We start from the raw sequence: 19,702 nt of genomic DNA on the forward strand, positions 1-19,702 counted from the left end.
GGCGCCACCATCGGTCACCGAAAGCACCTGGAAGTCGACACCCGCGTCGCGCAGCAGGGCTGCGGTCGCACCCAAGCCCAGGGTCTCGTCGTCGGGATGCGGGGCCACCACGACGAGGCCGGGGCACTCGGTGAGATCGAGCTCGGGAAACGTTCTGCCCTAATCGATCCACTCCTGAGTGGAAGTGCCTCCATCAGCCAGCGGTTTCGCGGCGAACCGATGCCCGTTGCCGATCATCGGGCCACCAGTCGGCCCAGCGCCGCGAGGTCGCGTTCGGCGTGACTCTGCCGCACGTACACCGTGAGATCGGCGACTCGCTGCGCGTGGTCGGTATCCTGCGTCAGCAGACCCGGACCCAGCGCGCGCCCGGTCCGCGTGAGGGCCTCGTCGAACGCAATCTCGACGATCGCGCGCACGCGCCGGGCGCGGACCTCGCCCACACCCGCCTCGTCGGACGGATCGCCGTCGATTTCGGCGGCCGCGACCTCCATCGCCGAATCCGCCGCGGCCAGTGCTGCGTCGACGGCGCCAAGGTGTGCCAGGGCATGCTCGTCCGACCCAGCCCTCCGATACAGCGGCGCAGCAACGGCTTTCGCGGCTCCCAGCCAGCACGCGGCAACCCCGATCGCGCCGTGCCAGAAGCCCGGGCGCTCCAAGTACGCACCGGGCGAGCCGACCGGCACACCGATCGCCCCGTCGAACTCGACCGCTCGGGTGTCGCTGGCGAGCATGCCGATATTGCTCCACGTGTTGTCCGAAGGGCTCACATCTGCGACTGCGACGGCGAACAGCGCTCGGCGACCGTCCTCGAAGCGGGCGGTCACCAGTGCGTTGTCACACAGTCCCGCTCCCGAGCACCATGCTTTGGTGCCGGTCAGATGCACGACGTCACCGCTCGGACGCGCCGTCACCACCGCGTCCGGTGGTTCGGCGGCCCAGACCCCCCATAGCTGACCCGGACGGGGAGCCGGGCCGTCCAGCTCAGCCAGAATGGCTACGGCGTCGGCGTGCGCTTCCGCCAATCGTCCGGCGACAGTGTCAATCTCGGTCAGTGCCGATAACGCGCGCCACCGCGGCAACGTCCCTCCCCAACCGGGCAGCGGCAGGTCCAGTTCACCGGCGGCCAGCCATTCGCGCAGAAGGTCGACGCTCACGCCGCACCTCCGCCAACCTTGCGCAGATAGCCTGCGAAGCCGCGCGGAGCACGACCCGCCGGTCGTGCCGACGTGACCACGGACAGTTCGGCGTCGCGATGGATGTAGTACCCGGCGGCGGTGAAGCGTTCGACGATTTCGACGTCCTCACCACTGGGCAACGCGCGGAAACCACCGACGGCCCAGTAGGCGTCGGCCCGGAAACCCATGTTGGCGCCGTGCACGTGGTCGTGACTGCGACCGCGAGCCTTCCGCCGATACGCCAGCAGATAGCGCCGCACTGCCGCCGCGGAATGCTGGCGCCAGTCGTTGACTCGGACCACTCCGAGCACCATGTCGGCGTCCGCGTCGATCTGGCGGACCAGCCAGTCCGGGTCGACCTGGGTGTCGGCGTCCGTGGTGGCGTACCAGGTTCGCGCGAGATTAGCTGTGGTGCAGATTTTTTCGGCGTAGGTGAATCCCGCCGCGCGGGCTGCGCCGACATTGCCTGCGTCCACGGTGACGAAATGGACGTCGGGCCCGAAATCGCCTGCCAACTCTTCGCTGCGGTCACCACACCGATCCAGCACCACCACCGTCGAAGTGGGGACGGGCGAGCATGCGGCGGCGGTGATGACCGCGCGCAGGGTACGCGGTAACTCCCGCATCTCGTTGTGGGCAGGGATGACGATGGCCGCCGTCTCGACGGCGCCGCTGCGGAGAGGACCAGGTTCTGACACTCGGACGGAGTATCCCGATCGCCCCAGTTCCACACCCCGGCTGGGCGTGATATTCACGTGGAACGATGTGATGGTGACCGCAACCGTCGGCATCGCCGTGTTCGACTTCTCCACGCGTGGGCGAACCGCGACCCGATAGCGAAGTGCATCGGGTTGCCGCGGCGGACGGTATCGTGGCGGCTCGGTCGCGGTTCGATTCCCGTCATCGGCTCCACGAAGATCGGTCATCAGTACCGTTCGGATATGGACTCCGATGCAATCTGGCGCACCATCGACGAGCAGCGCAATGCACTTGCCGATCTGCTCGACACCTTGACCCCGAAACAGTGGTCGACGCAGTCGCTGTGCGAGGGCTGGACGGTGCGCGACGTTGCGGTCCACATCACGCAGTCGCAGCTCGGCCGCAAGGACCTCGCGTTGGCGGCATTGAAGTCAGGCTTCCGTTTCGACACCATGGTCCGCCGGTCAGCGCTGACGGACCCGGCCACTCCACAGGCCATCACCGCGCGACTGCGGGCCATGGCCGGCTCGCGGCGACGCCCACCGATGACCACCGAAGTCGACCCCCTTATGGACATTCTGGTGCACACCCAAGACATCTGCACTCCCCTGGATATCGACCGGCCGATGCCTGCAGAAGCTGCCGTTACCGTCGCAGAACGGTTGTGGCACATGAAGTTTCCGTTCAACCCGCGGCGTGACCTGCCGGGCTACCGGTTCGTGGCCACCGATGCGGGCTTTGCGGCGGGCCCGCAGTGGGGAACCGTCAGGGAGGAACCCATCCGCGACATCGTGATGACCTTCGCACGGCGCCGCCCTTGAGATCTCATCCGACAGCAGTATTCCAGCCTGCCGCTGCGGTGAAATCCATGTCAGGAAAATGCAGGCGCGCGCAGCCAACCGAATGATGCGGTTCTAGCACCCACATTCACGACTCGCAAGCGATCCCGTCACCGTCGCGATCCCCGCCTGGCCAGTAGGCCGGATCGTCCTGCGGAATATCCCATCGTCCGTCTTTGTGCGCCTGGGTGCAGTTGGCATACGGCCGCGCGACGGCAATGGGTGCAAGACCGGTACCGGCGACGGCGACGGCCGCAAAGACGAGGAACGTGCGGAGAAGCATGGAGACCCAACCCTGGTATTGACGTGACCGTAAAACTCACGACAGAGTAACGGTTCCGCGAAGTTCGTCACAAATCGGATTCCCGCTGCGGTACGGACCGCGTCACGCAGGAACGAAGGCACGGGCGCCACCGCACCGCCCTAACCCCTTCATACGACAGCGTAGACAGAAGACTGAATATGGTTTGAGATAACCGTGTCGGCCCGCGATGAGTCGGACACACGAGCATCTGGCATAAGTAGCAGTGTCAGACGGTAGTCCGGGATCTGCTGTTGGAGTCCGGGGTACTGGCCCGAGCTGTCACCGGCCGCCGCGCGAACGGGTAACAGCACAGGCCGATCAGGAGCGCCGACAGGTGCCCGATCGCGGTGAAATTGATGTTGCCGATCAGGGCGGCCCCGAAATAGATGAACGCCGTGCCGAGATACACCCACCGCCAGGGCCGCACGATGCGGTAGGCCAGCACGGCACCCACGCCGACAAGGAAGTAGCTGACCCCGACGTCGCGTACCTGGATAAGTCGCGCGGGTGCGACATGGTCGTGGATCGCCAGGTACAGCAGGCCTTCGCTGATGTAGGTGGCCAGTATGTGCGTAATTAAACCCACACTGAGCCAACGGATTTGGCCGAGCCAGCGTTCGGCCGGCGCGAGGATGAGGCTGAACAACACCAGGTACGGAGCCCAATACTGGCCGTCGATCCAGAACAGACTCGTCGTCAGTACGTAGAGGGGATCGGTCTCCAGGTGGTGGATGTTGGTCGAACTCTGGACCAGCAGGTCGTGCAACTCCCGGCCATGCGTTTGATGCTGAACAATCGTGGTGACCAGCAGGACAGCCAGCCACGCATAGGTCAGCGGAGCGCTGCGTACATATCGCCCCGCCGCCGTCAGCCACGATTTCACCTGCACAGCACCAGTATGTGCATGTCAGCTGCTGCAGACTCTCAATTCCCGTGCGCAGCATGCTGTGAAGTGGCTGGGGACTAACGCTCGAATGACCGACGACTCAGCGCGGATAGACCTCGCCACCGGTGGGGTAACCGCCGCCCGTGGTGGTGAGGTGTACGTGGTCGTAGTGACCGTAGCCGCTGCTCTGCGGACCGCTCGGCGTGTAGTAGGTGCCGCGCCAGATCGCGTCCTGCAGCCCGAACCGATCGGCATTCTTGAGCGCGTACGCGACGATGGCATTGCCCAGCGCGATGCCATCGGCACTGCCGGGGTTGGGGATCATCACGTCGAGTGCCAAACCGTCAGGATGCCACCGCAGCGCGTCAGGACGGACGCCGCCGATCTCATGTATCTCGGGGAACGCGGCGCTGACGGCGCGGGCTGTCAGGATCGTGCGGACCTGCAGGCCCCGTTCGGGCGCGACCCCGACCGGCAGGAATCGGGGAACGACGGCGACGGGGACGACGCGGTAACGCGACCGCGATGCCACTTGCGGGGAGACGACGGCCATGCCCGATTCCTCGTCGGACGGGGCTGACGAGAACTTGCTCAGCACCGGTGTCACCACCCGTAGACCATCCGCCATGCCGCCCTCGACGACAGACCTGGCGGACTGCGCGGCGGTGAACTCAGCGGCGCTGCCACCCGCCGCGAAGCACACCGCGACCGAGGCGAGCAGAGCAGCCCCGACGGCCGGTGCTACCCGCCGTCGGCTGGCTAATGCATGCCGCGCCACAGAGAGCACCATACGAGTGCTCAAAAACAGGCGCAGCAACCCCGTTGGTGATCTTCGAGTTTCCTCAGAGCCCCGCCAGATAACACACAGTTGTCTTTCAGCGCGCAATGACGCGTAATGCGAGCCGGACACTCAGCCTTGGAAGACGCGAATCCAGTCGACCAGCATCTCGGCCGGGTAGCTGCCCCCACTGGGGTCGCGACCGCCCGAGCCGCCGACGGCGATGTTGAACACCGGCACCAGTGTGTAGCCGGGATCGTTGAATGGCCAGTCGTCCAGAGAGTACGCCGGCACCTGGAAGTACGGCTCCATACCCGGGGCGTAGTCCTTCCAGAAGTACATGCCCTGCGGTGTCCACGACATGCGCCAGTTGTGCCATCCACTATCGATCGGGTGGGGATCAGTGGCGAAGGACTCGCCGTCCAGACGGGCGTGCACCGTAGTTCCCGAAGGCCAGTCACGGTTGCCGTACCACTCGACCAGATCGACCTCACCACCGCGGACGGGATCGTCGTTGAGAAGCCAGAAAGCGGGCCAGGCCCCGTCGGTGAGGCAGTTGAGCTTGATGCGCGCCTCCCAGGTGGTGCCGATGCCACCGTGCCAGGTCCCGACGACCTTGGCGCTGGCGTATTTCTCCTGGATGGTGGTGCCCGGCCCACGCGTCGCGCGGATCACCAGGTTGCCCTTGCCGTCCTGGAACGCATGATCCGTGTCGGTCACGTACCGCCCCATGTTGAACGGTTTGTCCCACTCGACCGGGTTCTTGATGGTCTCCCGCTCCGGTACCAGGTACCACCACGCCGGATCTGGTGGCGACCCAGCCGGCCCGTTGAATTCGTCTTGGAAGATGAATGTGGGTGTTGCAGCAGCCGCCGGTGTCGGCATCCCGGGCGCGGGCGCAACAGGTCCGGGCGGGTCACCTCCGACGACCGGGTCGGCATTGGCTACTCCAGCAGGCAGCGCAACGGCTGCCACCCCCAGACCCATCATGAACATCACACTGCGACGATCCATATCAGGCACAGGCACACAATAGATGGGCTAAGCACGTTCTCGAGTACATAGGTGCTGTGAACATGTTTGCGCCCGCTCGTCCTTACCGCGGCACTGGCGTAAACGCGCAGCTCACCCCCGTCGAGCCCGATCGCGTGCGCCCTGGCGGGTATCGCGACGAGTAGCCCCACCGCGTCGTCCGATCCCGTCCGGCGATCTGCGGGGCCGCCCGCTACGGCTGATACGGGCTCTCCTGCTGGTACGGGTATTGCTGCTGGTAGGGGTTCTGCTCGTACGGGTACTGCTGCTGCTGCGTGGTCGGGCCCGTGTTGGGCACCTGTATCGGGATCGGTACCGGGACGAACGGCACCGTGATGTAAGTCGTGGTCATCGGGTTTGTCGTCGTCGTTGGCGGCGGCGTGGTGGTCGTCGTAGTTGTCGTGGTCGGCGGCGGTGTCGTCGTGGTGGTAGTGGTGGTCGTCGTCGTATGCGTCGGCGGCGGGGTCGACGTCACGGTCACCACGCGGGTCTCCGTTTCCGGTGGAGGGGGTGGCGGCGGCGCCTCCTTCACCGGCGTCGGAGGCGGCGGGGCAACCTCGGTTACGGGCTCGAGTGGCGGCGGCACCGCGGACGGGGGCGGTGGCTCAACAGGCGCCGCCTGCCGCTGAGTGACGGGTTGCGGCGCAGGTGCAGGTGTAGGTGTTTCCGAAGTCGTCACACTTCCTGTGGCACCGGTCAGCGCATAGGTCACCCCGCCGATAGCGACGAGCACCAACGCCGCGGCGACCCCGAAAACCGCCAGGGGAAGTTTCTGCCACGCCGACCGCGGCTCCTCGATCGGCCCGGTCGGCGGCACATACTGCACGGTGGGCCTAGCGGCTGTGCGAGTGCTGAAGGAGTCCATCAGGTCCGGCCCCGTGTAGGGCACCACGTCGTCGTCGGCGTCGTCTTGCGACCAGGCCAGCGCCCGGAATGTCGACGAATCCGGTTGCTGGGCAGTCATTTCCGGTATCGGGGTGGCTGCCACGCCGACGGTCGGTGCGACCCCGGTCTGGGCGTCGGCATCGGCCGCGTACGCCGCCGACAGCGCAACGCCGATCGCGGCGTCCAGTGCGGGTTGCGGTGTCGTCACCACCGGCGCCTGCGAATGCTCCGAAAGTCGTTGGGTGACAAGTGGGATGCTGGCGCCGCCACCGATGGTGACCACGGCGGCTACCGCAGGCCAGCCGATCCCGTTGCGTTCCAGCGCAGTTTCCAGCGCGGCCAGTGCTCCGGAGAGAGGCTGTTGGATCAACGCCTCGAGCTCGGCACGGGTAACCCGGACCGTGGCCGAGTACCCGGGCAGTTCGACCATCAGATCGGTCGCAGTCTCCGCCGACAATCGCTCCTTGGCCTGCCGGCACTCCTCGCGTAGCCGCACCAGTGAGCCGACCGACGTGGTGCCGGCTGGATCGATATCGCCGGCCTGCGCGGCATCGTCGAGTACGTGCGTCATGAGCGCCTGGTCGATCTGATCACCCGAAAAGTCCAGATAACGAGTGGTTTCGTCAATCGGCTCGAACGCCGCCGCCGCGTCGGCCAGCGTGATGCTGGTGCCGCCACCACCGAAGTCGAGCAGGGCCACCACACCGCTGAGCGGTAGGCCCGGGTTTGCCCGCAGCGCCGTCAACGACGCCAGGGCATCGGACACCAAGCGGGCCGGCATCCCGTCGTGGCACAGGTTCGGGTTGGTGCGCATGGCGCTGCGCAACGCTCGCAGGGTAGGGGCACCCCAATGCGCGGGAACGGCGATGGCGAGCTGCGATGACGAGCCGCCGGCCGCGTCGACCATCGCGTCAAGCGCCTCGACCAGGAGGGCATCGGCGGCATACGCGGCCCCGTCGGGAGCCACGAGCGGTACCGGGTCACCGACCCGTTCGACGAATCCGCCCAGCGTCACCCCGTGCCCGTCTGCAGGCATGCCGACTTGCGGCGTGCGGTCTGCCGTCAAGGTCAATACCGATCGCCGTATGACAGGGTGATTGCCGACGCGCGCCGCAACCAGGTTGGTGGTCCCGATCGACAACCCAAGCGGGTCGCTCATAACGGAGATCACAGTAGTCGGTCCGGCAGGCACACAGTCCTCTGACACACTTTCGTAATCGAATCGAACATGTTCCGCCATCGCAGTTTTGGACTTCACATGCGTTCACAGCGACCTCTATACCTACGCACACACGCCGCATAGGCCCTGCTGTTGTGGTGCAATCCCGAAATCTGCGGTCTTTTACCACGACACTTATCGCCGCACCAGCGATTGCTGGCGGATCAACAGTACCGGATGCGACCGCTCCTACGATGCCACAATGTCGGCCTCGGGCTTGACCGTCAATCTCAAACCCCGTACAGGCCTGTATATTTGACGCCTACTTTGCCACCGCGATCAACGCGCCGGGCCGCAACCACTGCATGATCTGTACGAGTTTTCCGTCGTCGATCGCCACGCACCCTGCGGTCGGTCCACCGTCGGTGGTGTGCACGAAGAACGCACCACCATTGCCCGGCACCCGCGCCTTGTTCACTCCCATCACCACGGCGTGCTTGTACGCCGAGATGTTCAGGTTCTCGGTGCCGCTGGCCGGGTCGGTGTTGAACGGGCACTGGGCTTTCTGACATACCTGCATGGTGTTGTAGGTCGGGCTGTTGACGTCGCCGTCCCACCAGTGGTTGTTGTCGGCGATCTGAACGTACTGAAGTCCGCCACCGGGATTCGGCGCGGTGCCGAACGCGAAGTCGAGGGTGAATATGCCCATCGGGGTAGCCATGTTGCCGTCGTGGGTTTCCGCGGCCATGCCGTTGGCACCGATGCTGGCGGGGATTCCTGCGGCCACGGCCTGCCAGCCGGTGGGTCCGCGTTGATACACATCCATCATCGCCTTCGAACCGCCAACGCCGACAACGGAAATCACCTGGGTGGCATTACCCACCGAGTTGGCGAACCACGGGTCGGTGGCGTTGGCCACCGGCGCACCCGCCAGGGCCAACACTGCGGCGCATAGCAAGGCTCCCAGTCGTCGCACCCAACCATCGTTACCGCAAACCGCATCGTCGGGGTAAAGGTTCGGACACGATCAGGTCGCGGACACTCGGTACCGTGGTCTGATGAACGCGCGGAAGATCGCCAGAGACCTGGGCACGTTGGACCGCGAGGTCTTCGACGCCGTTGCCGAATCCCCCAGCCCACTGCTGGACACCGCCATGCCGCGGCTGACCGACGTCGCCGACCACTCGAAGCTGTGGCTGGCCATCGCCGCGGCACTCGGAGCATTGGGCGGCCCCGCGGTGCGGCGCGGCAGCGCCCGCGGGGTGGCCAGCCTGGCTGTCACCAGCTTGGTGACCAACCAGATCGCCAAACGGCTGTGGCACCGGCCCCGGCCCGACGCCACCCTGATCCCGCTAGCGCGCCGATCCCGGCGCCTTCCGACCTCGCATTCGCTGCCGTCGGGTCACTCCGCCAGCGCCGCGGCGTTCGCGGTGGGGGTCGGCCTGGAGAGTCCGCCCGTCGGCCTGGGACTGGCCGTGCTCGCGGGCCTGGTCGGGCTGTCCCGGGTGGCTACCGGGGCGCACTATCCGGGGGACGTGTTCGCCGGGTTCGGTATCGGCGCAGCCATCGCCATCATCGGCGCCAGAGTGGTGCCCACAATTCCCACTGCCAGCCTGCCCATCGCCGACCCGCTGCGGTATGACACCGACCCCCGGCCGGACGGCGAAGGAGTGGTCCTGGTGATCAACCCGGACTCCGGTGAGGGCACCGGGGGCCGCGTCATCGAAGAGATCCGAAAGACGTTGCCGCGCACCGATATCGTCGAGCTGGGTGCCGACGACGACGTCGTGGAGGTGATGCGCGCTGCCGCCGCGCGCGCCGCGGTGCTCGCCGTCGGCGGCGGTGACGGCACCGTCGCCTGTGCTGCCGGGGTGGCGTTCGATGCGGGAGTGCCACTGGCCGTGTTCCCCGGCGGGACGTTCAACCACTTCGCCAAGGACATCGGATGTGACTCCGTGGCGCAGACCGTGGACGCCATCCGGGATGGCAGCGCCGCCTACGTGGATCTGGTGTGCCTCAACGAGAAGACCACCGTGGTGAACACCGCGAGCATCGGCGCCTACCCGCGCTATGTCCAGGCGCGGGAGAAGCTCGAGGGCAAGATCGGCAAGAGGTTGGCGGGGGCCTACGCGGCGTATCTGACGCTGCGCCGCGACCAGTCGGTCCGCATCACCTATGACGACAAGACTTTGCAGACTTCGCTGTTCTTCCTGGGCAATTCGACATACTTGCCGTCAGGGTTCGCGCCGTCGGTGCGCCCACGTATGGACGACGGGCTACTCGACGTGCGGATATTGGAGAGCGGCCGGCGGTTCAGCGGGCTGCGGATCGCGGTCGCCATCGCGCTGGGACGGCTTGTCCGTAGCCCGCTCTATCACGAGCTGCAGGTCCCTGAATTCCGGCTTTCCACCGTGGACGGTCCACCGTGGTGGCCCACGACGGCGAGGTCGGGGAAACCTGCACCGATGCCCACTTCAGCGTGCGATATCGGGCGCTACCGGTGTTCCGTCCACTTCCGTGACCGTCGGGTAGGGCCGCACCACCAGCCAGCAGATGACGAAGTAGACGTATCCGAGCGCCCAGCCTGCCACCACGTCGGATGGGTGGTGAACGTTGAGCACCACCCGGCCCACGCCGATCGCGACGACGACGACTGCCCCCGCGACCATCAACCAGGTGCGCAGCGGTGCCCGCAGCAGCGGCCAGGCCACCGTCAGCAGCGCCAGCACGCCGACCATCGCCCCCAACGCGTGCCCGGATGGGAACGACGTCGACGGCGCATGCGTCAACGCGGTGGCCGGACGGGGCCGGTCGGCGAGATTCTTGGCCAACACGGTGACGAGAGCGCTCAGTTCGATCGCGAGCAGTAGGAACAGCGCGATCCGGAGCTGCCGACGCACAAGCGCCACGACGATAGCCACCAGGGCCGCGATCCGGAAGGCCACCGGGCTCAGCACCGTGCAGAACAGGTCCCATCCCGCCACCCAATCCGGATGTGCTGCGTCATAGCGGTAGGGCCGGGTGAGCCCGGCCGTGTCGAACTCCGCCAGCCAGGTCCAGTGGAACCCATAGCCGATCCACATCAATGCGTACACCGCGACGGCAAGGACCGCCGACGCGATGAGCCATCCGGTTCGCGTGCTCACCGCTCCATTCAAGCGCGCCCCGGCAGCACAGGCGCGCCCGCGATGTAGAGCACACGAAGGCCCTACCTGGCGCTCAACCTTATCGTGAGCCGACCCGACGTGCTCGATGTTGCGTGCCCCGCGCCGCGAGGACCACACGATCTGCACCGCGATCCCCCGAGGCAGTCTTCACAGTGCGCACGTACGCCACCCGCGCCTAACGACCAACCACGCCGCTGAACATGAGCCAAGTCGTCAGTAGTGGTAGCGGACTTGGAAGATCTCTAGGTTGTCATCGACGACGCGGTAGACGAGTCGGTGTTCATCGGTGATCCGGCGCGACCAAGCCCCCGCGAGCCCGTACTTGAGTGGCTCGGGCTTTCCGATGCCTTCGTATGGAGCGCGGCAGGTTTCGTTGATGAGTCGGTTGATGCGCTTGACGATCGTCCGATCGGCGGTCTGCCAGTGCTGATAGTCGTCCCATGCCTGGGGCGAGAACACAATGTTCACTCGTCGATGTCGAGTTCTCGACGGACCCCGCGGCCGGCGTCGAGGGCTTCGGCGGCTTCCAGGAGCCGGCGGGCGTTGGCTGGCGATCGGAAGAGGTAAGCGGTCTCCTGCCATGCTTCCCACTCGTCGGCCGCGATGAGGACCGCGCTGCCGTTCTTCGAGGTGATTTCGACGGGTGCGCGGTCGTCGTTGACCTGTTGGATCAGGGGGAATAGGTTTTTGCGGGCTTCACTCGCTGAAATCGCCATTAGCAGAACCTTCCAAGTGGTACCACTTATGGTACCACTTGAGGGCGGCCGGTTTATTGCCCACGGATTCCGCTACCCGGACTGCGCGTCTGCGAAGACCCGACGTGCAGCGCCTCCGACGGTTGTTCCGACGAGGGTGACGCGGCGAAGCTGCCATTCATCGAGATCCACGTAGCGACCTCGTTGGCCGAATGCGAACGGCGCGATCCCGAGGGACTCTATGCCCGGGCGCACCGGTGAGCTCCGCGGACTCACAGGTGTCGACGCGCTCGTTGCACAGGTCATCGAGCAGCTGAATTCGCGTCGTTGACTTGCGCGTTGTGGTTGCGGTGTCGGCGTGATCGCATCAACCGACCTGCGCGACCACGAATACGCGCCGGAACGGGAAGAACGTGATTCCGTCGGCCCGCCGTGGATACGCCTCGGCCAGCAGCGGGATGATCTGCTCCCGGTACTGCTGCCACGCCTCCTCGGTGAGCCGGTCCTTGACCTGGGTCAGCGCGGTCCCGGTGATCCAATCCAATACCGGTGTGTCGCCGGTCAATTGATGTGTGTAAGTGGTTTCCCAAGCATCGACGGCGCAGCCCGCATCCGTCAGTAGACCTGCGTACCGCTCAGGCGCGTCCACCACGTCGATCTCCCGAAACGGCATGTCCCGCAAGGCATCGGCGAATTGTGGGCGACGTGCCACCTCGCGCACGGCCTGATGCGACGGGGAGTCGAAGTTGCCGGGTACCTGAAACGCGATCCATGAGCCGGCCGTCATCTGCACGGCCCACCGCAACAGCAGCTCACGGTGTATCGGCACCCACTGCAGCGCGGCATTGGACACCACCACATCGGTGTCGGGCTGAGGTGACCACTGCTCGATGTCACCCACCCGCGCGTCGAGGCCCCGCTCCTGCGCCGCAGCCACCATCTCGGGGGAGCTGTCCCAGGCTTCCACCACCGCATTCGGCCAGCGCTGCGCGAGCGTGACGGTCAGGTTGCCCGGCCCGCAGCCCAAGTCGACCACGCGGCGCGGAGCGTCCGCGCCCACGCGTCCGACGAGGTCGAAGAACGGTCGGCCGCGGTGATCGGCGAAGGCCAGGTAGGTATCGGGGTTCCACACTGTTATAAGGATCCTCCCCGCGTGCGGGGCACTATGTGGCGCCCTGCAGTCCCGCTTCCTGGGGAATGTCGTGTTCGAGTAACGGCCCCTCGAACAGCACGTCGAGCGCGTCCACCGGGATGCCGTCCAACCGCACCGCGGACAGCGGGCTCAGCGCCTGCAGTGCGAGGCCGTGCCGTCCCTGCTGGGGGGTGAGGCCGGGTACCGGGGCCTTGGCGCCGGGACGCTCATCGGTGTGGACCGCGCATCCGACGACGAGCTGCGGCTGCGACGGCTCTCCGATGAACTCCAGCACGGTCCAGAGCTCCCGTGCCGACAGACCACGTACCGCGGCCAGGGTGTTAGCCAAGGTGTCGGTGACCGCGACGCGGTAGGCCGCGGTGAAGCCGGAGTCATCCTTCACACCGCGCCAGGTTTCCTTGGCCGCGTCCGGCAGCGGAGTATCCACACCGTCGACGATCGTGACGGTCCAGCCCTCCTCGCGCAGATGATCGGCGAGCCGACGGGCCATGACTTCGGCGGTGTCGCGCAAGGGAATCCGCGATGACCGGGCCTGTAGTGCCGCGAGATTGTCGGTGGCGGCCACAGTCAGGCTGATCCAGCTGCGCCGGGTGCCGTCGACGTCGCGGTGGGTGAGCCGTACTTTGTCACACCGGATGCCGTAGCGGTTCAGGTAGCTGACCACGATCGGCAGTTGCGCTTCGGCGGCCGGGTCGACCCGCAGCACGACCGTCTCGACGTTCGGATCAACAGCCTTGCCTCCCTTGCCCTTCGAGAAGTTGCGCCACCACATCCCGAACAGGCGACCGATCCGGGTGGTCAGGAACATCCCGCCCCACCATGCGATCAGCACGAGCACTGCGGCGACGGAGACACCGAGCACCCAGCGTTCCACCGGGCTCTGCCAAGGCCTGGCCAGCACCGCCGCCACGACGAACAGGGACGCCAACGCGAGGCGGGCGGTCATGTGGTGTTGTCCTTTCGTCGATGCGCGATCAGCGCTGCAAGAGCCGCGAGTGCCAGTACTGCGGTACCGGCGAACGCGATGGTGCGCGGGGTGTGGTCCCGTGGAGCTGGCGCTGCCGGCGCGGCAATGGGTTTGGCGGCCGGTGGTGTCGGCCCGTCAGCGGGGACGTCGGCGACGTCCCAGGTGAGCGCAGCCACCGGGTCGACACCGCCTGCCCCGGTCAGATTCGACGGTGAGCGGGCGGCGCCCTGCGCGGTCGCGGTCAGCCGGTGCACGACCTGCCGAGCGGTCAGCCCGGGGTACCTACTGCGCACCAGCGCCGCAACGCCGGACACGTAGGCGGTGGCATAGCTGGTGCCGCTCAACGGGGTCAGCTTGTCCTGTTCGGTGTGCGCGGCATTGGCCAGTCCACCGCCCGGAGCGTTGCTCACCGAGACGACGTTCTCACCCGGTGCCGCGATCCCCACCCACGGCCCGGCCATGGTGAAGCCGGACGGCTGCCCACCGGCGGTGAGCGAACCGACCGACAGCACGTACGGCTGCCACCAAGAAGGTATCGACACCGATGTCACAGCATCCCAGTTCCGGGGATCGCCGGTGCCCGCGACCGACAGCGGATTGGATTCACAGGCCGAGCCGGTGCTCACGCCGCCGCGGTTGTTGCCCGCAGCGGCGACGATCACGGCATCCTTCTCGACGGCCGCATACCGCAGTGCCGCACCGAGATCGGTCTGGTCGATGGGTTTGTCGGCAGGCAGGCACGTCACCACCGAGATGTTGATGACGCGGGCCCCCAGATCAGCGGCCCGCACCACGGCACGCGCAAGGCTTGCGACGTCGGAAGACGCGCGGGCCACGGCATCGGTGCCGGGAGTGCGCGGGGCGAATCGCGGTGAGTTCTGCCGGATGGAGATCAACCGTGCCGCGGGCGCCACCCCGGAAAAGCCATCGGCCCCTGGCTGTCCGGCGATCAGGCCGGCGATGGCGGTGCCGTGCCCATCGCAGTCGGTGAGCCCGTCCGTCGACTCGATGTAGTCGCCGCCGGGTTCGACGTTGGGCAGGCGCGGTCCCGGCTGCACACCGGTGTCGATCACCGCCACGGTCTGTCCTTCGCCGCGACTGTACTGCCAGGCCCCGGAAAGGTTGAGCGCCAACTGGTTCGGGCTGACCGCAGCGGGATTGCTGCCGGGCAGAACCGTCGTCGTGGTGCAGGCGGTGCGCTGCATCATCGGTTGCAGCGCACCGGCGCTGCCCGGTGGCGGGCTCACCTGCGAGTCGACCACCGGCGGGCTGATGGCGCCCGCGGACGGGCAGCCGATCAGCGCCACCAGTGCGGCCGTCGCCACGACGCCAAGGTTCTTGCGGATCACCGCGTCACCTGTCGAGAACCAGGCTGAAAAGCCCGACCAGATAGGCCATCACCGGGATCAGCGATGCGTCGAGACCGGTGGACAGGAACCCGACCAGCCGGCGCATCGGCAGCGAGTAGGTGTCCGGCGAGACGACGCGCGGGCTGACCGCGGCCACCACCCAGGCCAGCACGAGCACGGCAAGGGTCGCCAGCGCCCACCACGCCGCCTGATGACGACCCTCGACGGCGAACGCCACCAGCAGGGCCACCGTCAGCAGGTAGGAGTGCCCCAGCAGCCACGCCTTGCACGGCGCCGAGTCCCAGATGCGGGCCCGCAGTGCGGCCCCGAGAGCGGCCGCAACCACGACGTACCACGCCCACCGCGACGCGGACGACGAGGCCACCAGCGCCAGCGACCCGGTCACGCCGAGCAGCACCCCTGCAGCAATCACGCCGGTCTGGTGCGACTGGCTCACCCGAACCCGTCGCGGCAGATCAGCCAGTACCGAATCCGGCAGCGCGGAGGGGGTCGGGTCGCCGGGTGCAGGAATCGCGGGCAGCGGGAACCGGGCCCACATCGCCGACAATTGCGGCGCCTGCACGGTGACCAAAAGACCAGCGAGTACGAAGGCGCAGCCGAGAACGACGGCCGAAAGAGCCCATAGGGACGCGGCGCCCGCGGCCAGCAGCACAGCCACCCCGGCAACCGCGACAGCGGTGAACACTGCGATACCGCGGTCATCGCGAGATCCGGCCATGCTGATCAACGCCCATGCGGTGACGCCGGCGGCGGCAAGCACCACGCTGGGCGCACCGAACCCGCCTGGCACGGCCAGCACAAGCGCCGCGGCGACAGGGATCAGCGCGGTGACCGACAGCGCTGTCGACAGCGCGGGTGCGTGGGCGCGGGTGGTCAGGGCGGCCAGCACGGTGACCGCGGCGATGCCCGCAACGACTGCCAGGCCGAGCCATTGCCCGGTGGCGATCCGCTGAGCCACCGCCAAACCCGTTCCCACGACAATCAGTCCGATCACGGCCAGCAGGGCGCCACGAGCGATATGCGCAGGGCCCCAAGGTCGTTGACGTGCGTCGGAGAAGATGACCGCAGCGTCGGCGATGTCCTCGACAATGCGCGGGGCCGGCGGGCCTACCGGAACAGACTGCAGCGCAAGCAGATCGCCATCGGCGACTCCGACGGTGTCCAAGGTGGCATCGAGACTGAACGGCGCGCCGCCGACCGGGGCCAGGCTCAAGCGCACCGGATCCGGCGCTGCCGGGTCCTCGCCGGCGGGCAGAACGATCCGTTGGACCGCAGGCAGGATCTCACGCAGCGGCAGCTCGGAGGGCAGCGCCATCTCGGTCAGCCGACCACCGTCGTCTCCGGAGGCCAGCACGGCCACCCGGACAATCGGCATCACAGTGTTGTCGAGCATTCGTTCTCTCTGGGTCTTTCTCGATAGGTTGCTGAGTTGTCGGGCAGAGCGGACTCGTGGAAGTCGCGGGTGAGCGGATGGTCTGGGAACCAGCGTCCGCCGGGCAGGGTTGCGGTCAGCCGTTCGACCGCCACGGCGATCGCATCGGCATTACCCGAGTTGAAGGTCGAAACCCATTCCCCGTCAAACGCTTTGGATGGAGCAACCAGGATACGGCCGGCGGTGGTGTCGACGATGCTGACCCCCACCTCGGTCGTCACCCGGTGACCGTCGCGGTGTTCGCCCGCGACGATCTCGACATAGGTGCGTCGGCCGTCGAACACCGACTCCACCACGGCGTGCGCCGAGCGCGGGATCCCGAGGAACCCAAGCACTTCGGCCAGCGGCGTGCCGGAACGGAGCTGTTCGTCGGCGCGGGCACCGGCCGAGGCCGGCATCGCGAACTCCTCGAAACTGGCCGGCTTACGGTTCGACAGCCCGGCGGTCAGCACCGGCACCAACGCATGCGGGTGGCTGATGTCCAACTCGGTGAAGGTGACCAACTGCGCATTGCGCAACACCACGACGGTACGGCCGTGACCAAGGTGTTCGTCGGCTCCTCGCGCAAGCGCTCGTCGGGGTTCGTCGGCTCCTCGCGCAAGCGCTCGTCGGGGTCTCGCCACGATGCCGCGCAACAGGTCCCCCGACCCCGACACGAACCGTAGATCCAGCCACCGGTCCGGCCGGCAGGCCAGCCGAACCCACTGGGCGACTTCGGTTCTGATCTCGCCGCCGGGACCGATCACGCCCAGCCGGGTCAGCTCGGCGACCTGCTCGGCGGCGAAGGACGCACGCTGCGCCGGGTCGCTGTAGGGCTGCGTGATCGCCAGCACCCATGGGAACGCTCCGGCGCCCAACGCATCGGCGAGGTACCAGGCCTGCTCGGTCGTCAGCTCGACGGCGTTAACGACCACTGCACCGGCGGCCGTAGGTCAGCCCCACTTGGCGCCCTCGGCCTGGTCCCGTGCGCTCATCGACATGGTGTTCATCTCATGAGTGCTGGCCATCGAGCGGTAGGCGTGGACCAACTCCTCCATGGCCTGGTTCCACTGGGCCTGCCAGGCCTGGTAGGTCATTCCGGTGTCACCCTGCCAGGCACTGGCCAGGGCGGCCTGCTCGCTGGCGATGTCGGCGCCGACGGCGTGCAGTGCGCCCGAGTAGCCGGTCATCTCGCTGGCATGGGCGAGCATGGCCGGGTAGTTGTACATGATCTGCGACATGAAAACTCCTGTGTCTCTTGGGCTCGGGTGATCAGACGGAGGTGTAGGTGCTCGCGGCCGCGGCGTCCTGTGCCACGTAGGTGCTGGCAGCGTCGCCCAAGTTGAACTGTGCAATGTCCAGCAGTGCGTTGACCTTGGCCGAGACCTCGACGAATCGGGCATGCGCGGCCTGGAAAGCAGCCGATGCCTCGCCCATGTGGAACGCCTGGGCAGACATCGCGGCCTGCTCGGCCTGGGAGATGGTGGTGCGCATCAGCGCCGCCTTGGCGCCGAAGGCCGCCTCGGAGGCAACCAGCTGAGGAATGTGAGCGTCCAACAGGCTCATGGACTTTCCTTTCGGATCGGTGGTGCGTGGTGGGCTTGGTAGGTTGGAAAGTGCTGGTGTGATGTGGTCAGCGGCGCGAACCCCCGTCCGGATCGGCCGGGTTATCTCGCGGCTCCCAGCTGCCGGGCAACATCGGCGCGGCCGGGCCCTCATCGAGCCCGGAGTCGTCGGCCAACGTGGTCAGCCCCGTCGCGGCGGAGTCGGATTTCGTTGCGGTACCGGTGAATCCCATCTGCCCGGCGCCCTGTGCGGAAGCACTCGCCGTGGGTTCCCGCCGCGGTGTCGGCTCCGGATCGGGTTCTTCGTAGTCCATGTAGGCGTCGGCGTAACCGTAGTCCTGGAGGTCGGCGGTACGCTTGCGCCGCCGCTTACGCCGTGCCGCCACCGATGCCGCGACTCCTGCTGCGGCGGCGGCCGGGATGCCCGACGCAGGCGCCTGCGCACTGGTCTTGTCGCGCAGCGTCGGGGTGAATCCCTCCCCCGGATCACCTCCCGCCACCGCATACAGCGCCATCGGTGCGGCGGGTGCCGCTGGTACTGCTGGGGCTCCTGCCGCGGGCGCCGCGCCGGCCGGCGCACCGGCGCCGGCTGCACCGACGCCGGACGGCACGCCCGCCAGGGCGTAGGCGCTGGGTTGTTGCGATCTGGGCTGTGCGACGTCCTGCGCCTGCTCAGGTGCGGCTTCCGGCGCCGGCTGCTCGGCCGGGTCGGCCATCTGCGCCATCCCGGTGACGCCGAGCACTATCAACAACGGGATCAGAAACGGAGCGGACAGGATCATGGCCCAGGTCGGCCAGCCCACCAGGTTGAAGAAAACCTCGTAGGCCACGAGAAACAGCAACGGCCCCCAGGCGACGAGGGCGGCCGCCGGATCGGTCTGGAAGTCGGTGATCAGATTCTGCAGACTCCCGATGGGATCTTTGAGGAAGTCGATGAGGTCCTGAATGACGGGAATATTCTTGAGCAGGTCGGACAGCGAATCGGAAAGATTCAGGGACGACCCGGAATCGGCCGCCTGGGCTTGCGTTGCCATCTGTTGTGCCGTCGCAGCGGAATTGCCGGCCTCACCGACGCCGGGGGAGAGCAGCATCGGTGCCGGCGTACTGGTCGGCACGGCGGCCACCGTCGCACTCGACACTGCCTGGTAGGTGCTCATCGTGGTGGCCGCCTGGACCCACATCCTGGCGTAGTCGGCTTCGTTGACCGCGATCGGAATCATGTTGATACCGAAGAAGTTCGTCGCGAGCAGCACACCGTGGACGGTGTGGTTGAGTGCCAGCTCAGGCAGCGTGGGCATGGCCGCCAGAGCCGTGGTGTACGCCCCGGCCGCGGTCTCGTGCTGCACCGCGGCGGCAGCACTGTTGGCGCTCTGCTGCGCCAGCCACGCCAGATAAGGTGCGTGTGCGGCGACGTACTGCTCAGAACTCGGCCCTTCCCATGAGCCGGCCTGCACTGTACCCATGACACTGGTGAGTTCAGCTGCAGCAGAAGCATATTCGGCACTGAGTGACTGCCAGGCCCCCGCGGCGACGAACAGCGGACCCGGGCCCGGGCCGCTGGACAGCAGCGCCGAATGCGCCTCGGGTGGCAGCGCCATCCACACGGGGGCCGTCATC

The 19,702-nt window shown here is 67.1% G+C and carries 21 protein-coding genes and 2 pseudogenes; 3 read left to right on the forward strand and 20 right to left on the reverse strand.

The annotated features are described in order from the left end of the window. From H276_RS25555 to H276_RS0121225, 3 genes are all read right to left on the reverse strand, one after another. Positions 1–111: PIG-L family deacetylase (locus tag H276_RS25555; protein ID WP_196807971.1), on the reverse strand; the 111-nt coding region annotated here is incomplete at its 3' end. A gap of 122 nt (positions 112–233) precedes the next feature. Next, positions 234–1,154 (reverse strand): hypothetical protein, encoded by a 921-nt coding sequence (locus H276_RS0121220; RefSeq protein ID WP_019973297.1) that lies wholly within the window; start codon positions 1,152–1,154, stop codon positions 234–236. After that, positions 1,151–1,873 carry a glycosyltransferase family 2 protein gene (locus tag H276_RS0121225; RefSeq protein WP_036461555.1) on the reverse strand — a complete coding sequence of 241 codons (723 nt, stop codon included), beginning with the start codon at positions 1,871–1,873 and terminating at the stop codon, positions 1,151–1,153. Before H276_RS0121225 ends, H276_RS0121220 begins: the two co-directional genes overlap by 4 nt. 243 nt (positions 1,874–2,116) lie before the next feature. Between H276_RS0121225 and H276_RS0121230 the strand changes: the two genes are divergently transcribed. Beyond that, positions 2,117–2,695 carry a maleylpyruvate isomerase family mycothiol-dependent enzyme gene (locus H276_RS0121230; protein ID WP_019973299.1) on the forward strand — a complete coding sequence of 193 codons (579 nt, stop codon included), beginning with the start codon at positions 2,117–2,119 and terminating at the stop codon, positions 2,693–2,695. Between the two features lie 106 nt (positions 2,696–2,801). Here H276_RS0121230 and H276_RS0121235 read toward each other — a convergent pair whose 3' ends face one another. The 6 genes from H276_RS0121235 to H276_RS0121260 all read right to left on the reverse strand — a co-directional run bounded on the left by H276_RS0121235 (position 2,802) and on the right by H276_RS0121260 (position 8,733). Then, positions 2,802–2,996 (reverse strand): excalibur calcium-binding domain-containing protein, encoded by a 195-nt coding sequence (locus tag H276_RS0121235; protein ID WP_019973300.1) that lies wholly within the window; start codon positions 2,994–2,996, stop codon positions 2,802–2,804. A 247-nt stretch (positions 2,997–3,243) separates the two neighbouring features. Further along, on the reverse strand, positions 3,244–3,900 hold the full coding sequence (locus tag H276_RS0121240) for a rhomboid-like protein (protein ID WP_369758545.1): 657 nt from the start codon (positions 3,898–3,900) through the stop codon (positions 3,244–3,246). 103 nt (positions 3,901–4,003) lie between these two features. Continuing rightward, a complete protein-coding gene (locus H276_RS0121245; protein WP_026357275.1) occupies positions 4,004–4,681 on the reverse strand; it encodes a hypothetical protein in 678 nt (225 codons plus the stop codon). Positions 4,682–4,813: 132 nt separating this feature from the next. Beyond that, positions 4,814–5,695, reverse strand: coding sequence for a family 16 glycosylhydrolase (locus H276_RS0121250; RefSeq protein WP_026357276.1), 882 nt, complete (start codon positions 5,693–5,695; stop codon positions 4,814–4,816). 211 nt (positions 5,696–5,906) lie between these two features. Further along, a complete protein-coding gene (locus H276_RS0121255) occupies positions 5,907–7,757 on the reverse strand; it encodes an Hsp70 family protein (protein ID WP_019973305.1) in 1,851 nt (616 codons plus the stop codon). A 322-nt stretch (positions 7,758–8,079) separates the two neighbouring features. Further along, positions 8,080–8,733 (reverse strand): L,D-transpeptidase, encoded by a 654-nt coding sequence (locus H276_RS0121260; protein WP_026357277.1) that lies wholly within the window; start codon positions 8,731–8,733, stop codon positions 8,080–8,082. Positions 8,734–8,815: 82 nt separating this feature from the next. On the opposite strand from H276_RS0121260, the pseudogene H276_RS23420 reads away from it, so the two are divergent. Beyond that, positions 8,816–10,278 (forward strand): annotated as a pseudogene (locus H276_RS23420) (phosphatase PAP2 family protein). On the opposite strand, the gene H276_RS0121270 reads toward H276_RS23420, so the two are convergent. From H276_RS0121270 to H276_RS0121280, 3 genes are all read right to left on the reverse strand, one after another. Beyond that, the gene (locus H276_RS0121270) at positions 10,232–10,903 is read right to left on the reverse strand and encodes a phosphatase PAP2 family protein (RefSeq protein ID WP_026357278.1); all 672 of its coding nucleotides are present in this window, start codon (positions 10,901–10,903) and stop codon (positions 10,232–10,234) included. The pseudogene H276_RS23420 and the gene H276_RS0121270 overlap by 47 nt on opposite strands. Positions 10,904–11,137: 234 nt before the next feature. Continuing rightward, entirely contained in the window at positions 11,138–11,392 is a 255-nt protein-coding gene (locus tag H276_RS0121275; RefSeq protein ID WP_019973307.1) for a Txe/YoeB family addiction module toxin, read from the reverse strand. Continuing rightward, positions 11,389–11,640, reverse strand: a complete 252-nt coding sequence (locus tag H276_RS0121280; protein ID WP_019973308.1) for a type II toxin-antitoxin system Phd/YefM family antitoxin — start codon at positions 11,638–11,640, stop codon at positions 11,389–11,391. The genes H276_RS0121275 and H276_RS0121280 overlap by 4 nt, the downstream gene beginning before the upstream one ends. 141 nt (positions 11,641–11,781) lie before the next feature. Between H276_RS0121280 and H276_RS24320 the strand changes: the two are divergent. Next, a pseudogene (locus H276_RS24320) lies at positions 11,782–11,950 on the forward strand (adenylyl-sulfate kinase); the annotation flags it as partial. Between the two features lie 36 nt (positions 11,951–11,986). Here H276_RS24320 and H276_RS0121285 read toward each other — a convergent pair. The 8 genes from H276_RS0121285 to H276_RS0121320 all read right to left on the reverse strand — a co-directional run bounded on the left by H276_RS0121285 (position 11,987) and on the right by H276_RS0121320 (position 19,701). Then, positions 11,987–12,751, reverse strand: a complete 765-nt coding sequence (locus H276_RS0121285; RefSeq protein ID WP_019973309.1) for a trans-aconitate 2-methyltransferase — start codon at positions 12,749–12,751, stop codon at positions 11,987–11,989. 31 nt (positions 12,752–12,782) lie between these two features. Next, positions 12,783–13,718: a type VII secretion protein EccE gene (eccE, locus tag H276_RS0121290; RefSeq protein ID WP_019973310.1), complete on the reverse strand. Its 936-nt coding sequence runs from the start codon at positions 13,716–13,718 to the stop codon at positions 12,783–12,785. Continuing rightward, positions 13,715–15,088: a type VII secretion-associated serine protease mycosin gene (gene mycP, locus H276_RS0121295; RefSeq protein WP_019973311.1), complete on the reverse strand. Its 1,374-nt coding sequence runs from the start codon at positions 15,086–15,088 to the stop codon at positions 13,715–13,717. The genes eccE and mycP overlap by 4 nt, the downstream gene beginning before the upstream one ends. A gap of 4 nt (positions 15,089–15,092) precedes the next feature. Next, on the reverse strand, positions 15,093–16,502 hold the full coding sequence (gene eccD / locus H276_RS0121300; RefSeq protein WP_019973312.1) for a type VII secretion integral membrane protein EccD: 1,410 nt from the start codon (positions 16,500–16,502) through the stop codon (positions 15,093–15,095). After that, positions 16,484–17,455, reverse strand: coding sequence for an ESX secretion-associated protein EspG (locus H276_RS0121305; RefSeq protein WP_019973313.1), 972 nt, complete (start codon positions 17,453–17,455; stop codon positions 16,484–16,486). Before H276_RS0121305 ends, eccD begins: the two co-directional genes overlap by 19 nt. An 18-nt stretch (positions 17,456–17,473) precedes the next feature. Then, the gene (locus H276_RS0121310; RefSeq protein ID WP_018602524.1) at positions 17,474–17,761 is read right to left on the reverse strand and encodes a WXG100 family type VII secretion target; all 288 of its coding nucleotides are present in this window, start codon (positions 17,759–17,761) and stop codon (positions 17,474–17,476) included. A gap of 31 nt (positions 17,762–17,792) precedes the next feature. Next, positions 17,793–18,086: a type VII secretion system protein EsxG gene (esxG, locus tag H276_RS0121315; RefSeq protein ID WP_019973314.1), complete on the reverse strand. Its 294-nt coding sequence runs from the start codon at positions 18,084–18,086 to the stop codon at positions 17,793–17,795. Positions 18,087–18,153: 67 nt separating this feature from the next. Further along, complete coding sequence (locus H276_RS0121320; RefSeq protein WP_026357279.1) at positions 18,154–19,701, reverse strand: PPE family protein; 1,548 nt, start codon at positions 19,699–19,701, stop codon at positions 18,154–18,156. Position 19,702 lies beyond the last annotated feature (1 nt).

This window comes from Mycobacterium sp. 141, assembly GCF_000382405.1.
In the GTDB taxonomy this organism is placed as follows: Bacteria; Actinomycetota; Actinomycetes; order Mycobacteriales; family Mycobacteriaceae; genus Mycobacterium.

Bases quoted from the DNA above. Each gene is read 5' to 3' on its own strand.
- H276_RS0121250 (WP_026357276.1), bottom strand. From the start codon at position 5,695: ATGGATCGTCGCAGTGTGATGTTCATGATGGGTCTGGGGGTGGCAGCC.
- H276_RS0121255 (WP_019973305.1), bottom strand. From the start codon at position 7,757: ATGAGCGACCCGCTTGGGTTGTCGATCGGGACCACCAACCTGGTTGCG.
- H276_RS0121230 (WP_019973299.1), top strand. From the start codon at position 2,117: ATGGACTCCGATGCAATCTGGCGCACCATCGACGAGCAGCGCAATGCA.
- esxG (WP_019973314.1), bottom strand. From the start codon at position 18,086: ATGAGCCTGTTGGACGCTCACATTCCTCAGCTGGTTGCCTCCGAGGCG.
- H276_RS0121280 (WP_019973308.1), bottom strand. From the start codon at position 11,640: ATGGCGATTTCAGCGAGTGAAGCCCGCAAAAACCTATTCCCCCTGATC.
- H276_RS0121320 (WP_026357279.1), bottom strand. From the start codon at position 19,701: ATGACGGCCCCCGTGTGGATGGCGCTGCCACCCGAGGCGCATTCGGCG.
- H276_RS0121310 (WP_018602524.1), bottom strand. From the start codon at position 17,761: ATGTCGCAGATCATGTACAACTACCCGGCCATGCTCGCCCATGCCAGC.
- eccE (WP_019973310.1), bottom strand. From the start codon at position 13,718: ATGACCGCCCGCCTCGCGTTGGCGTCCCTGTTCGTCGTGGCGGCGGTG.
- H276_RS0121235 (WP_019973300.1), bottom strand. From the start codon at position 2,996: ATGCTTCTCCGCACGTTCCTCGTCTTTGCGGCCGTCGCCGTCGCCGGT.
- eccD (WP_019973312.1), bottom strand. From the start codon at position 16,502: ATGCTCGACAACACTGTGATGCCGATTGTCCGGGTGGCCGTGCTGGCC.